11 protein-coding genes are annotated in these 13,554 nt (G+C 72.7%); 4 read left to right on the forward strand and 7 right to left on the reverse strand.

What is annotated here, in order from left to right; all coding sequences use genetic code 11:
* Nucleotides 1–80: 80 nt before the first annotated feature.
* Nucleotides 81–1,664 carry an ABC transporter substrate-binding protein gene (locus tag D9599_RS04860; protein WP_198380086.1) on the forward strand — a complete coding sequence of 528 codons (1,584 nt, stop codon included), beginning with the start codon at nucleotides 81–83 and terminating at the stop codon, nucleotides 1,662–1,664.
* On the forward strand, nucleotides 1,664–2,755 hold the full coding sequence (add, locus tag D9599_RS04865; RefSeq protein WP_198380087.1) for an adenosine deaminase: 1,092 nt from the start codon (nucleotides 1,664–1,666) through the stop codon (nucleotides 2,753–2,755). The genes D9599_RS04860 and add overlap by 1 nt, the downstream gene beginning before the upstream one ends.
* A gap of 218 nt (nucleotides 2,756–2,973) precedes the next feature.
* Here add and D9599_RS04870 read toward each other — a convergent pair whose 3' ends face one another.
* Both D9599_RS04870 and mdoH read right to left on the reverse strand, forming a co-directional pair.
* The gene (locus tag D9599_RS04870) at nucleotides 2,974–3,930 is read right to left on the reverse strand and encodes a LysR family transcriptional regulator (RefSeq protein WP_198380088.1); all 957 of its coding nucleotides are present in this window, start codon (nucleotides 3,928–3,930) and stop codon (nucleotides 2,974–2,976) included.
* A gap of 51 nt (nucleotides 3,931–3,981) precedes the next feature.
* Nucleotides 3,982–5,763, reverse strand: a complete 1,782-nt coding sequence (gene mdoH, locus D9599_RS04875; protein WP_198380089.1) for a glucans biosynthesis glucosyltransferase MdoH — start codon at nucleotides 5,761–5,763, stop codon at nucleotides 3,982–3,984.
* 314 nt (nucleotides 5,764–6,077) lie between these two features.
* Here mdoH and D9599_RS04880 point away from each other — a divergent pair, with 314 nt between their 5' ends.
* Together D9599_RS04880 and D9599_RS04885 are read left to right on the forward strand one after the other, a co-directional pair.
* On the forward strand, nucleotides 6,078–8,828 hold the full coding sequence (locus D9599_RS04880; RefSeq protein ID WP_198380090.1) for a response regulator: 2,751 nt from the start codon (nucleotides 6,078–6,080) through the stop codon (nucleotides 8,826–8,828).
* Complete coding sequence (locus D9599_RS04885; RefSeq protein WP_198380091.1) at nucleotides 8,825–9,385, forward strand: biliverdin-producing heme oxygenase; 561 nt, start codon at nucleotides 8,825–8,827, stop codon at nucleotides 9,383–9,385. The genes D9599_RS04880 and D9599_RS04885 overlap by 4 nt, the downstream gene beginning before the upstream one ends.
* Nucleotides 9,386–9,411: 26 nt before the next feature.
* Here D9599_RS04885 and D9599_RS04890 read toward each other — a convergent pair whose 3' ends face one another.
* The 5 genes from D9599_RS04890 to D9599_RS04910 all read right to left on the reverse strand — a co-directional run bounded on the left by D9599_RS04890 (nucleotide 9,412) and on the right by D9599_RS04910 (nucleotide 13,551).
* Nucleotides 9,412–9,747 (reverse strand): FKBP-type peptidyl-prolyl cis-trans isomerase, encoded by a 336-nt coding sequence (locus D9599_RS04890; RefSeq protein ID WP_198380092.1) that lies wholly within the window; start codon nucleotides 9,745–9,747, stop codon nucleotides 9,412–9,414.
* A gap of 83 nt (nucleotides 9,748–9,830) precedes the next feature.
* A complete protein-coding gene (locus D9599_RS04895; protein WP_309228538.1) occupies nucleotides 9,831–10,595 on the reverse strand; it encodes an ABC transporter ATP-binding protein in 765 nt (254 codons plus the stop codon).
* Nucleotides 10,592–11,653: a dihydrodipicolinate synthase family protein gene (locus D9599_RS04900; RefSeq protein ID WP_198380093.1), complete on the reverse strand. Its 1,062-nt coding sequence runs from the start codon at nucleotides 11,651–11,653 to the stop codon at nucleotides 10,592–10,594. Before D9599_RS04900 ends, D9599_RS04895 begins: the two co-directional genes overlap by 4 nt.
* A gap of 13 nt (nucleotides 11,654–11,666) precedes the next feature.
* Nucleotides 11,667–12,488, reverse strand: coding sequence for a GNAT family N-acetyltransferase (locus D9599_RS04905; RefSeq protein ID WP_309228539.1), 822 nt, complete (start codon nucleotides 12,486–12,488; stop codon nucleotides 11,667–11,669).
* Nucleotides 12,478–13,551, reverse strand: coding sequence for an NAD(P)-dependent oxidoreductase (locus tag D9599_RS04910; protein ID WP_232480136.1), 1,074 nt, complete (start codon nucleotides 13,549–13,551; stop codon nucleotides 12,478–12,480). The genes D9599_RS04905 and D9599_RS04910 overlap by 11 nt, the downstream gene beginning before the upstream one ends.
* Nucleotides 13,552–13,554: the final 3 nt, after the last annotated feature.

A 13,554-nucleotide genomic window follows, 5' to 3' on the forward strand; every position in this document is an offset into this window, starting at 1 on the left:
CGCCCCGCGCCGCCGCGTAATGGCCCGCCCTGGTGCGGGACTTGCCTGCACCCCATCGAAACGGACCTTTCGAGACCCTCATGCACCGCCGCTCCCTGCTCGCCGCCCCCCTCCTGGCCGCCCCCGCCCTTCTTCCCGGCCTTGCCCGCGCACAATCCCAGGCCGGGGCCTCGCGCGCCGCCACCCTGCGCGTCGTGCCGGAGACGCTGACCACGATCTTCGACCCGCATTTCACCACCAGCTTCACGACGCGAGACTTCGGCTACCTCGTCTACGACACGCTCCTCTCGGTGAACGACCGCTGGGAACCCACCCCCCAAATGGCCGAGCGCTGGGAGACGAGCGCGGACGGGATGGAGTGGCGCTTCTTCCTGCGGGACGGCCTCGCCTTCCACGACGGCACCCCCGTGACGGCCGAGGACTGCGCCGCCAGCCTCCGCCGCTGGGGCCAGCGCGATGCCCTCGGCAGCGTCATGCTGCGCGCGACGGAAACGCTGGATGCCCCGGATGAGCGCACGCTCCGCCTGCGCCTGAAGCAGCCCTTCGGCCTCGTCCTCCAGGCCCTGGCCAAGCCCGGTGCCATGGTGCCGATGATCATGCCGAAGCGCCTGGCCGAGACCCCCGCCAACCGCCCGGTGACGGAACCCATCGGCTCCGGCCCCTACAAGTTCGTTGCCGCCGAGTACCGCCCCGGCGACCGCATCGTGCTGGTGCGGAACGAGGCCTATCGCCCCCGCCCCGAGCCCTCCGTCTGGGCCTCCGGCGGCAAGCGCGCCACCTTCGAGCGGGTGGAGCTGATCGCCATGCCCGACGTCTCCTCCCAGGTCAGCGCCCTCTCCACCGGAGAGGTGGACTATCTCGAGCGCCTGCCCGCCGATGTCCTGCCGATCTTGGAGCGCAACCGCGCCGTCCGCGTCCAGGTCGTCTCCTCCTTCGGCTACCAGGGGGTGATGCGCTTCAACCACCTCCTCGCGCCCTTCGACGACGTGCGGGTGCGCCGGGCCGTGATGACGGCGGTGGACCAGATGGACTATCTGCCGGGCGTCGCCGGACGCCCCGAATACATGAGCGAATGCCGCTCCATGCTCGGCTGCGGCACTCCCTACGAGACCACCGCGGGCATGCCCCTGAAGGCGGACCTCGAGGGCGCCCGCCGGATGCTGCGCGAGGCCGGCACCGACCTCTCCCGCCCCGTGGTCATCATCCACCCCGCGGACGCGCCGGGTATCGCAGCCCTCGGGCTCGTCACCCAGGACCTCCTCACGAAGCTCGGCTTCACGGTGGACCTTCAGAGCATGGACCTGAACACCTTCTTCGGCCGCCGCGCCCGGCCGGAGGGCTGGAACGTCTTCCACACCACCGCCACCGTGCCGGACATGCAGACGCCCCTGCAGAACTCCTACATGGAGGCCGCGGGCGCGCCGAACGGCTTCGCCGGCTGGCCGAAAGACGAGGAAGTGCAGGCTGGCCGCGCCGCCTTCGCCGCCGCCTCGACCGAGGCTGAGCGCAAGAGCCTGGCCGAGAGCATCCATCGCCGCGCCGCCGAGAGGGGCTTCTACATGCCGCTCGGCCAGTTCACCGCCGCCTCCGCCTGGCGCGCGGAGCTGACGGAGGTGCCCACCGGCCCCGCCATGTTCCTCTGGAACATCCGGCGCGGCCGCTGATGCTGAACTTCTCGGACTGGCTCGACCTCGTCCCCAAGGTCGAGCTGCATTGCCACATCGCCGGCGCCATGCGCGCGACGACGCTGGCCGAGATCGCGGCCGCCAACGGCGTCCGCCTGCCGCGCCCCGCCGAGACCCTCTACCAGTGGGAGGACTTCTACGGCTTCCTCGAAGTCCTCCGCCTCGGCGCCCTGGCCGTGCGCCACCGCGAGGACTTCGAGCGCGTCGCCTACGAGTGCATCGAGGACATGCACCGCCACGGCAACGCCCGCCACGTCGAGATCTTCTTCAACCCGCACTACTACACGCCCAACGGCGCCACCTACCCGCTCATCGCGAACGGCCTCGCCGCCGGGCTCGAGCGGGCGGAGCGCGACTTCGGCGTCTCCTCCCTCATGATCGCCTGCATCGACCGCAGCACCTGCCTGCCCAGCGAATCCCTGCAGATGCTCGACTGGGTCGCGGCCCACCCCCACCCCCGCGTCGTCGGCATCGGCCTCGACGGCGCCGAGCGCGCCGGCCCGCCGCTGGTCTGGGTGGAGGCCTGGCGCCGCGCCGCCCGCATGGGGCTGCGCCGCACCGCCCATGTCTGCGAGGACAACCAGACCCTTTTCGAGGGGCCACCCGCCCACATCACCCACTGCCGCGACGCCCTCGGCTGCGACCGCCTCGACCACGGCTACAACATGCTGGCCGACCCCGAGATCACCGCCCGCATGGCCCGCGAGGGGGTGCCCTTCACCATGGCCTGCTGGTCCTCGATCCTGCCGAACCGCGTCCCTCGCCAGCACCGCATCCGCCGCATGTTCGAGGCCGGGCTGAACATCGTCCTCGGCACCGACGACCCCACGATGTTCGCCACCACCATTGGCCATTCCTGGCGCACCATCTTCGCCGCGAGCGATTGGGGGCCTGCCGAGGCCCGCCGCCTCAGCCTCGCGGGCGTCGAGGCCAGTTGGCTGTCGCCCGAGCGCAAATCCGCTCTCCGCGCCGAGTTCGAGGCCGTGCTGGACCGGCTTGAACCGGCACTGGGTCCGGGAAGCCGTGACCTGGACCTGGCCATCGAGCGGCCGCGGCCCATTTGGGAGTAACGCTTGTGGCCGCCAGGAGCTTGGTTGGACCTATAGATCCAACCCTGGACCTGTGTCCGGCTATCGCGGAGCCTTCCTGAACGTGCCGTCGCCTCGGGTCCGTGCCTTGAGGCGCACCAGCGGCAGAACATCGTCAAACCTAAAAGGAAGATGATGGAGAGGGAGACCGGGGAGAAGAATTCCTTCTTCTCTCCCCGGAGTCGCGGCCGCCAACCCAATCAGGCCGTCGCCGGTTCCTCCTTGCGCCCCTCGGCCGGGCAGTAGGCCACCACCTCGCGCGCCAGGGCCAGCAGCAGGCGGCGGAGCCAGGCGTGGCCCTGGTCCGCCTCGAAGCGGCGGTGGAAAATCATAGAGAGCCGCATGTGCTTCGTCTCGACGGGCACGGGGCGCAGCGCCAGCCCGTGCACCGCCGCCAGTTGGCGGGCCAGCCGGGAGGAGAGGGTCATGATCATGTCCGTGCCGAGCAGGATCTCGGGCACGGCCGAGAGATGCGCCACCACGGCGCCGAGCCGGCGGGCGTGGCCGGCTTCCTGCAGAACGCGGTCCATGGCCCCGTCGCGGGAGCCGTTGGGCGAGTGGAGAAGGTGGGGGAAGGCGACGTAGCGCTCGACCGTCAGCGGACCGTCCAGCAGCGGGTGGCCGGGGCGGGTGAGGACCATGAAGGCCTCGGGCAGCAGGCGGAGGCGCGTGTAGAGCGCGGTCGGCTCCCCCAGCATGGCGATGGCGAGCTGCGCCTCGCCCCCTTCCAGCAGGTCGTGGGCGTTGGTGCGGTCGGCGTGGCGGATGGCGACGAGGATGCCCGGCGCTTCAACCGCGAGGCGCGCGAAGAGGGGCGGGGCGAGCACGGCCTCGGCATATTCCGAGAGGGCGATGGTGAAGACCCGGTCGCTCGTCGCGGGGTCGAAGGGCGCGGTGGCCGCGAGGGTTTCCTGCAGCCGGTCGAGCATCTCCTCCACCGGGTGCATGAGGGAGAGGGCGAGGCTGGTAGGCACCACGCCCTGCGGCGCGCGCAGGAAGAGCTCGTCGCCCAGCGCCGCGCGCAGCCGGTTCAGCGCGTTGGAGACGGCGGGCTGGGAGAGGTTCAGCCGCGCCGCCGCGCGGGTGACGTGGCGTTCCCGCGCGACGGCGTCGAAGACGCGGAGAAGGTTCAGGTCGAAGGCGGAGAGGTCCTTCACGGGGCGGGCCCCTCGGGGACGCGGCGGGGATCCATCGGGCGGGCGGAGAGGTCAGCCATGGCTGGCCGCATCCTGGACGGGCCGCGCCGCCGGCGCCATGGCTTCCGTCCGTCCCGCGGCGGGCGCGGCCGCCAGTTCCTCGGGCGTGGCCGCGATCCGGTGGCGCACCAGCCAGGCGGAGAGACCGGGCGAGGCGGTGGCGACGCAGAGCGGGATAGCGAGGATCGGCCCCGCCAGGAAGGGCGCGGCGAGCAGCAGCGCGGTGGCGGAGACCGTCGCCAGTGCCGCCGCGGCGGCGAGGCCGAGCAGGGTATGGGGCAGCAGCAGCCGGGCCGCGTCGGCCCAGGCGACGCCGCGCTCCGCCCGGTTCTGCGGCGCCCATCCGTCGCGCGCGCCGAGGGCGAGGCGGCCGAGGGCGAGGCTTTTGTTGATGAGGCTCACCGGCTCGGTGAGGAGGGAGAAGAGGATCTCCGCCGCCGCGCCGCGCAGCACGGCGGCGCGGCCGCCATAGGGGGCGGCGCGGTCCGGCCGGGCAAGCAGTTCCGCGAAGCCGAGGAGCTTCGGGGCGGCGTTGCCCAGCCAGGTCGCGAGGACCAGGGCGGCGAGAGGCCCCATCGGCGTCGTTGCGCCACCCCCGATCAGCGCGTTGCCGATCCCGGCCAGCAGCATCCCCCACCAGAGCGGTGCGCAGAGGAAAAGGAGCATCGCTTGGGCAAGCTGCCAGCGCCCCATGGCCCGCAGCCCCGGGCGGAGGATGAGGTGGCGGTACTGCATGTTCCCCGCGCCCCAGCGCACGTCGCGGGCGAGGAATTCGGGGAGGGCGGGCGGATTGCCCTCCAGGCTGCCGTCCTCCGAGGGAAGGCAGCGCACGCGCCAGCCGGTGGCGTGCAGCCGCACCGCTTCCACCTGGTCATGCGAGAGGATGGCGCTGCCGTCGGGCAGCAGGCCGAGCCTCGCGTGCTCGCGGAAGGGAGCGATGCGAAGGATCGCGTTGTGGCCCCAGTAGGGCCCGTCGTCGAGCTGCCACCAGCCCTGCCCGGTGGCCCAGGCGCGCATCCCCGCGCGCATCCCAAACTGGAAGAGCCGCGGGAAGGCACGGGGCGCCGGGCGGCCGACGATGAGCTGCTGGAGGAGGGCGAGGCGCGGGTCCGCCCGCATGGCGTGGACGAGGCGCAGCACCGCGGGGGCCGACATCTCCGAATCCGCATCCAGCATGAGCGCGAGCTCGTGGTCCTCCGCGTGGTGGTCGAGGAAGTCCATGACGTTGCCGGCCTTGAAGCCGGTGTTGTCCGCCCGGCGGCGGTGGCGGACGGGGATGCCGCCCGGCGGGCGGGCGGCGGCGAAACCGGCAATGGCAGCGTCCTCCGCCGCGGCGTGGAGGGGGTCGCGCGTGTCGGAGAGGAACCAGAGGGTGAAGCGGCCCGCCTCCCCCGCCGCTTCCAGCCCGCCCAGCAGGCGGGCGAGTGGGGGGAGCACGGCCTCCATCGCCTCGTTGCGAATGCAGACGGCGATGGCCGTGCGGAGCGGCGGCCCGGGGGGCAGGGCGACCTGCGGCACCACGAAGGCGGGCGGGTCGGGTTTCGCCAGCAGGATGAGCAGGCCAATCAGCGCATTGGCTACGCAGATCGCCGTCCAGGGCAGGGTGCCAAGATAGAGAGCGGCGACTGCCACCTCCCACCCTGTCCAGCCGCCCGGCGACAGCACGCGCCAGAGCAGCCCGGCCAGGGGCAGGGCGACGACGAGGCAGAGGAGGAGGAAGAGGGCGCGCCGAAGGGCGGGCCGCTCGTCCGACGGATGAAACGAGTTCACATTCTCAATCTGCACCCATGGCATGGCGGAAGCGTGGCGGTGCCGGTAGCATGGGGCCGAGGCATGCGTCCGGCGCCCTGCATCCCGACCACGCACCGGCTATCGAGGTTGTTGGGTCCGATCGGTGCCCGGGGCACGGGGTTGTGTCAGGGCAGGCGGCCGCGCCGGGTTGGGCAGGTCCGGACGCATCACCAACATAGGGGAATGAGGGCTTGCTGTCGGGAACGGGCGATGCTGGGGGCTGATCGGGCGGGACAGCCGTTCCTTTCTGCAGGCCGCGCCGGGCATCGTGCGCCGCGGCCTGCCGTCCAGGGGTGAGGTTGGCGCGTTCCACCAGAATGAGTGTTCTCTCCCGCCATTCCCGGTCGCGCGAAGTCGCTGCGCGGCCCGTCTCGTCCACTGACCGCGCCGACTCCTACTGCGCCCAGGAACCCATCCACATCCCCGGCGCGATCCAGCCCCACGGCGTTCTGCTGGTAGCCGACCCGTCGCAGGGCCTGCGGATCGTGGCGGCGAGCGAGAACGCGGGGAGCCTCTCGGGGGATACGGCCTCGAACACGCTTCTCGGCCTCTCGGTGGAGCGGGTTCTCGGGGCGGGTTTCGCGGAGACGCTCGCCGGGCTCGCCGGCGACGGTGAACTGCCGGGGGAGACGCCCTGGGAAACCGGCCTGGACCTGCCGGGCGGCGCCTTCGAGGCGGCCTGCCACACCCAGGACGGCATGGTGCTGATCGAGCTGGAGCCGGTGGCGCCGCAGGACGAGGAGGAGGCGCTGGCCGCCGCCCGCGCCCTGCAGCGGGCCATCGCCCGCCTCCGCGCCGCCGGGGACAGCATGCGGGACCTCGCCCGCGTGGCGGCGGAGGGCATCCGCCAGCTCACCGGCTACGAGCGCGTTCTCATCTACCGCTTCGACCATGACTGGCACGGCCAGGCCCTCGTCGAGGACAAGGTGGCGGATTGGGAGCAGTCGCTGGACGGGCTGCATTTCCCCGCCTCCGACATCCCGGCCCAGGCGCGGGAGCTCTATCGCCGCAGCCTCATCCGCTGGGTTCCCTCGCGCGATGCCTCCCCGGTGCCGCTGCACCGCGACGCCTCCTGGGAGGCGGAGGAGATGCCGGCGCGGCCGATCGACCTCTCCTTCTCCCGGCTGCGCAGCCTCTCGCCGGTGCACCTGCAGTACCATCGCAACATGGGCGTGGACGGCTCCATGTCCCTCTCGATCCTGCATGAGGGGCAGCTCTGGGGGCTCATGGTCTGCCACCACCGGCGCCCGCACCGGCCCTCGCCGGGCCGGCGGGCGGCGGCCGCGGCGCTGACGGACGCCTTCGCCCTGCGGGTCGGCAGCGCCGAAGGGGTGGGCGCGGAGGACGCGCGGCGCGCCGACGCCGCCCGCCTGTCCGAGCTGATCGCGCATATGGCGGAGGCCGAGGACGTCAGCTCCGCCCTCACCGCCGGCTCGGTCACGATCGCTTCCCTTTTCGGCTGCACGGGCGCGGCCGTGGTGCGCGGGGCGGGGGTGGAGCTGCTCGGCGCCGCGCCGCCGGCCGACGACGTGCGGCGCCTGGCCGCCTGGCTGCGGAGGCAGGACGCCGAGGAGATCTTCCACACTGACCACCTGGCCGCCGCCTATCCTGAATGGGCGCCGCATGAGGCGGTGGCGAGCGGGGTTCTCGCCGTTTTCCTCGGCGCGGACCGGGAGGACCTGATCCTCTGGTTCCGGGCCGAGGAACCCTCCCTCGTCAGCTGGGGCGGCAACCCGCACAAGGCGATGGTCAGCGACGGCGATTCCGTCATGCCACGCCAGTCCTTCGAGCGCTGGGTGGAGGAGCGGCACGGCTATGCCCGGCCCTGGGCGCGCTGGGAACTGGAGATCGCGGCGACGCTGCGCCACGCGATCACCGAGGTGGTCATCCGCAGCCTGACGCGCATCGCCGAGCTGAACGATCGGCTGCGGCAGAGCCAGAAGATGGAGGCGGTGGGCCAGCTTACGGGCGGGATCGCGCACGACTTCAACAACCTTCTCGCCGGGATCGTCGGCAGCCTCGAGATGCTGCGCGCGCGCGTGGCGCAGGGGCGGGTGGGGGAGCTGGACCGCTATCTCGGCGCGGCGCTGGGCTCGGCCAACCGCGCGGCGGCGCTGACGCACCGGCTGCTCGCCTTCTCCCGCCGGCAGACGCTCGACCCGCGGCCCACCGACGTGAACCGGCTGGTCGCCTCGATGGAGGAGCTGATCCGCCGCACCGTGGGCCCCGAGATCCATGTCGAGACGGTGATGGCGGGCGGGCTCTGGACCACGCTCTGCGACGCGAACCAGCTCGAGAACGCGCTGCTCAACCTCGCGATCAACGCGCGCGACGCCATGCCCCATGGCGGCCGGCTGACGATCGAGGCGGTGAACGCGCGGCTCGACGACGCCTATGCGCGGCGTCACCACGACGTGGCGCCGGGCCAGTACGTCGCCATCTCCGTGACCGATACAGGCGCGGGCATGCCGCCGGCGGTGGTGGCGCGCGCCTTCGAGCCGTTCTTCACGACCAAGCCGCTCGGCCAGGGGACGGGGCTCGGGCTTTCCATGGTCTATGGCTTCGCCCAGCAGTCGAACGGCTATGTCCGCATCTATAGCGAGGCTGGGGAGGGCACGACGGTGCGCCTCTACCTGCCGCGCTGCACGCAGGAGGCGGCGGCCGACCCCGAGGCGCGGGAGGCCCCTCCCGCCGCGACGCCGGTGCAGGGCGGCACGGTGCTCGTGGTGGACGACGAGGCGGTGGTGCGGATGCTCGTCTGCGAGGTGCTGCGGGACCTCGGCTACGGCGTGGTGGAGGCGAAGGACGGCGCGCAGGCGATGCGCGCGCTGGACACCATGCCGCAGATCGACCTGATGGTGACCGATGTGGGCCTGCCCGGCGGCATGAACGGGCGGCAGCTGGCCGACGCGATGCGCGAGCGGCGGCCGGGCATGAAGGTGCTGTTCATCACCGGCTATGCCGAGAACGCGGCGGTCGGGAACGGGCTGCTGGCGCCGGGGATGCAGGTGATGACGAAGCCCTTCGCCATGGACGTCCTCGCCGCCAAGATCAGGACGATGCTGTGAGGGCTGGGGCTACGGGAGGGTCGCTGCGCGAGCTGCTGCGCGACGGAACGCGGGCGGAGCACGAGCGGCTGGACACCGGGCTGGACCTGACCGCGCCGGGCATGACCGTGGAGGGCTACCGCCGCGTGCTGGAGCGCTTCCACGGCTTCTGGGCCGGCTGGGAGCCGCGCGTGGCGGCGGAGCTGGGGGACGAGGCGCTGCTGGCGCCCCGCCGCCGGCTGCACCTGCTGCGGGACGACCTGCGGGCGCTGGGGACCGAGCCGGAGGGGCTGCCCGCCTGCCCGCCGCCGCCGATCCATGGCCGGGCGGAGGCGATGGGCTCGCTCTACGTGATGGAGGGATCGACGCTCGGCGGGCGCGTGATCCTCAAGCGGCTGGACGGGCTTGGCCTGCCGCCCGGGAGCTGCCGCTACTTCGCGGGCTATGGCGACGGCACGGGGGCCATGTGGATGTCCTTCCTGCAACGGCTGGAGGCCGAGGCGGACGCGCCCGCCGTGCTGCGCGGCGCCAGGGCCACCTTCGCGACCCTCGGCGGCTGGATGCTGGGCACGGCCTAAGCGGGCCGCGCCCAGCGATGGCTGGCTCAGCCGACGCCGAGCAGCTCCACGTCGAAGACGAGGGTGGCGTTGGGCGGGATCACGCCGCCGGCGCCGCGGGCGCCGTAGCCCATCTCCGGCGGGATGGTCAGGGTGCGCTTGCCGCCGACCTTCATGCCGGCCACGCCCTCGTCCCAGCCGCGGATCACTTGGCCCGCGCCGAGGAGGAAGGAGAAGGGGTCGCCGCGGTCGCGCGAGCTGTCGAACTTGCGGCCCTTCTTGTCGGCGGCCGACGCATCGAAGAGCCAGCCGGTGTAGTGGACCGTGACCTTCTTGCCGGCCACGGCCTCGGCGCCCGTGCCCTGCTCTCGTTCCTCGATCATGCGCGCTGTTCCTTGTGTGGGAGGCGCGGTTCTAGTCGGGCGGGGCGATCCCGCCAAATGACGAGGGCGCGGGGCCGCCGCGCTCAGCCCATCCCGAGAAGGCCGTAGATGCGCTTCACATAGGCGCCGAAGCCCTCGGTGGTCTTGATCTCCAGGCCGCGCTCGGCCGGGAGGTCGATGCTGAAGTAGTCGGCCATGCGCGCCGGGCCCGCGGTCAGCACGGCGCAGCGCGCGCCGAGGAAGACGGCCTCCTGGATGGAATGGGTGACGAAGAGGATCGTCTTCCCGCTCTCCCGCCAGATGCGCAGCATCTCGAGGTTCATGCGCTCGCGCGTCAGGGCGTCGAGCGCGCCGAAGGGCTCGTCCATCAGGATGAGCTTGGGGTCGTGGACCAGGGCGCGCGCGATGGCCGCCCGCTGCTGCATGCCGCCCGAGAGTTGGTAGGGATACTTTCCCTCGAAGCCGCGCAGTCCGACCATGGCGAGGAGGTGGTGCGCGCGGTCCCGCGCCTCGCGCCTGGGAAGGCCGAGGATCTCGGCGGGCAGGGTGACGTTCTCGAGGATGGTGCGCCACTTCAGCAGCAGCGCCTGCTGGAAGACCATGCCCACGTCCCGCCCCGGCACGAAGCCCGAGGCGGCGTTGCCGATCCGCACGAGGCCGCCATCGGCCTCGTGCAGGCCGGCGAGGATCTTCAGCACCGTCGTCTTGCCGCAGCCCGAAGGGCCGACGAGCGAGACGAGGTCGCCCTCCTCCACCGCCATGGTCACGTCGGAGACGGCGACGAAATCCTGGCCGCCCGTGCGGTAGGTCTTGCGGACGTTCTCGAGGCGGATCAGCGGCTCGGTCACGACAGCCAGCGCTCCAGGTTCTCCGCGACGAAGGCGTCGTCGGAGAACTCGGGATAGAGGCGGCAGACGCGGTCGATCGCCTCCGCCTGGCCGGGGCTCAGCCCCTCTGCGGGGTTGAGGCACCAGGTGCCCTCCAGCAGTCCCTGGCGGCGGAGGATCTCGTGGCAGCCGGCGATGCAGCCGTGGAAGTTGTTGGTGACGTCGAAGAAGGCCGCGTTGCAGTCCGTGACGGCGGAATCGAGCGTCAGGATCTCGGGCGGGAGGGGACCGGCCGCGACGGCCGCCTTCAGCCGCTCCAGCAGTTGCACGGCGCCGCGCGTCCAGACCGACCAGTGGCCGAGCAGCCCGCCCCTGAAGCGCACCGTCACCGGCACGCCGTCGCGCTTCACGGTGAAGGGCGTGACGAGGTCGAGCACGATGTGGTCGTCGTTGCCGGTGTAGAGGGTCACGCGGTCCTCCGCGCCGGCCTCCACCAGGCCGCGCACCACGTCGAGCGTGCGGTAGCGGTTGAAGGGCGCGACCTTCACCGCGACGACGTTGTCGATTGTGCAGAAGGCGCGCCAGAAATCGGCGTCCAGCGACACGCCGCCGACGGCGGGCTGGAGGTAGAAGCCGACGAGCGGGATTTCCTCCGCGATGCGGCGGCAGTGATCGAGCACCGCCTCGGGCGCGGCCCCCTTCATGGCGGCGAGGCTCAGCAGGCCCGCGTGGTAGCCGGTGGCGACCGCGGTGCGCGCCTCCTCCACCGCCTGGGCCGTGGGGCCGGCGAGGCCCGCCACCATGACCAGGGGGCGGTCCGTCCAGGCGCGGGCGCTTCCCATCGCGGCCTCTAGCACGGGGCGGTAGAGGCCAGCCTCGCGGATCTCGAACTGCGTGGTGTGCACGCCGACCGCGAGGCCGCCCGCGCCGGCGTCGAGGTAGTAGCGCGTGAGGGCCCGCTGGCGGCGCGCGTCGAAGCGGCGCCCTGCGTCCAGCGCGAGGGGATGGGCGGGGATGGCGGCGCCCTGGCGAAGCAGCCGCAGCGTCTCGGGGGGCAGGTCGGCGCGGTGCAGGGGCATCGGGTTCCTCGTCTCAGCCCAGTTCCGGCCCGGCCACGATGAAGAGGCGGGCGGGATCGCCGAAGGGCTCGGCCCGGTCCAGGGCCATGCGGTTGTAGGGACGCTCGGGCGCGAGGCCGCGCGCGCGCAGATGGGCGGCGAGGCCGGTCCAGCGGTCGGCGAGGTCGAGCAGGACGGGGCCTTGCGCGGCGGCGAGCGCGGCGTCGAGCAACCGCGCGGCGCCCGCCTCGCTCTCCGCTACCAGCGGGCCGATTTGCAGGGCCGCGCGGCCGGGGCGGGCGAGGACGAAGCCGTTATCGAGCGCGAAGGCGTTGGCCGGGGCGCGGCCCAGCAACTCGGCCATGAGGAAGTGGCGATCCGCGCCGAAGGCCGCGACGTCGAGGGCCGCGGGCACGTCCGCGCGGAGCGCGTGTATACCGGGCGGAACGTCGCCGCCGCCCAACCCGCGCCAGCGCGTGAGGCCGAACTGCGTGCGGAAGCCGAGCGGGCGGTAGATGCGCTCGCCCGCGGGGGTCGCGTCCAGCACCGGGCAGAGCCCGTCCTGCCGCAGCGCCTCGATGCAGCGGTGCAGGATGCGTGTGCCGAGGCCGCGCCCCCGCATCGCCGCGGCGACGAGCACCATGCTGACCCAGCCGAAGCCGCCGGAGGGGTAGGGCAGCACCGCGCCGCTCGCGACCAGCCGCCCGCCCTCCTCGATGCCGACGACGGTGCCGTGGCGGAAGAAGATGCTCCAGTCCTCGGCGGACTGGTTCCAGCCGGCCCCTTCGGAGAGCGCGAGGCAGCCGGCCATGTCGGCCGGCGTCAGCCCCGCGGTGGTGAGCGCCTCAGTAGGCACCGTCCCGCACCTCGAAATGGGTGGGCTTGCCCAGGCTCTTGCCGCCGCGCGCGACCCAGTCTGCCACCCAGTCGATCATCCGCGACAGCGGGACGACGGGATAGCCGAAGAGCCGTGCCGCCTCGGCGGCGTTGTTCAGCCAAGCGGTCGGCGCCTCCTCCCCGGTGATCACGGGGGCCTTGCCCAGCCGCTCGCCGAAGGCCTTGGCCAGCCAGCGCACCGGGATCGTCTCCGGCCCCGTGACGTTGAGCGGCGCGGAGGGGACGGTCGCCTGGCGCAGGCAGCGCAGCGCCTGGGAGTTGGCATCGCCCTGCCAGATGACGTTCACGTGGCCCATGGTGACGTCCACCGCCTCGCCGTCGCGCACCTTGCAGGCGACATCAAAAAGCACGCCGTAGCGAAGGTCGATCGCGTAGTTGAGGCGGAACAGCCGCCCCGGCGTGCTGTGGACGGCGGAGAGGTGCTGCAGCAGCCGCTCCCGTCCGATGCAGGAGAAGGCGTACTCGCCGGGCGGGTTGAGCGGGCTGCTCTCGGTGGAGCCGCCCTGCGTGACGGGCACGAAGGGATAGACGCAGCCCGTGGAGAAGGCGACGATCCGCGAGCCGCGGAAGGTCTCGCCCACGAGGGCCGGCACGAGGGTGTTCATCGCCCAGGTCAGCGACTGGTCGCCCGAGGCGCCGAACTTCCGCCCGGCCATCAGGATGACGTTGCGCGCGCGCGGCAGGCCTTCCAGCGCGGCGCGGTCCAGCAGGTCGCAGGCGACCGTCTCGACGCCGTGTCGCTCCAGCCCCTCGCGCAGCCCCGCCTCGCTGAAGCGCGCGACGCCGATGACGCGCTTGCCCGGCGCCGCGTTGCGCGCGAGCCGCGCGAGGGTCGGGCCCATCTTGCCGCCGACGCCGAGCACCATGATGTCGCCGTCGAGCGCCGCGAGGTCCGCGGCCAGCGCCCGGCTCGGGCGGGAGAGGAAGGCGTCCAGCACCTCGGCGTCCTCGAAGCGGTCGGGGAGGTCGGCGGGGTCCAGCCAGTCGGTGGCGGCCGCCGCGTCCATGGGGGCTGCGGACATGGC

The organism is Roseomonas sp. KE2513 (assembly GCF_016107305.1).
Lineage (GTDB): Bacteria > Pseudomonadota > Alphaproteobacteria > Acetobacterales > Acetobacteraceae > Roseomonas.

Coding starts and splice junctions, on each gene's coding strand:
- D9599_RS04860 (WP_198380086.1), top strand. CDS start 81: ATGCACCGCCGCTCCCTGCTCGCCGCCCCCCTCCTGGCCGCCCCCGCC.
- add (WP_198380087.1), top strand. CDS start 1,664: ATGCTGAACTTCTCGGACTGGCTCGACCTCGTCCCCAAGGTCGAGCTG.
- mdoH (WP_198380089.1), bottom strand. CDS start 5,763: ATGCCATGGGTGCAGATTGAGAATGTGAACTCGTTTCATCCGTCGGAC.
- D9599_RS04880 (WP_198380090.1), top strand. CDS start 6,078: ATGAGTGTTCTCTCCCGCCATTCCCGGTCGCGCGAAGTCGCTGCGCGG.
- D9599_RS04890 (WP_198380092.1), bottom strand. CDS start 9,747: ATGATCGAGGAACGAGAGCAGGGCACGGGCGCCGAGGCCGTGGCCGGC.
- D9599_RS04900 (WP_198380093.1), bottom strand. CDS start 11,653: ATGCCCCTGCACCGCGCCGACCTGCCCCCCGAGACGCTGCGGCTGCTT.
- D9599_RS04910 (WP_232480136.1), bottom strand. CDS start 13,551: ATGTCCGCAGCCCCCATGGACGCGGCGGCCGCCACCGACTGGCTGGAC.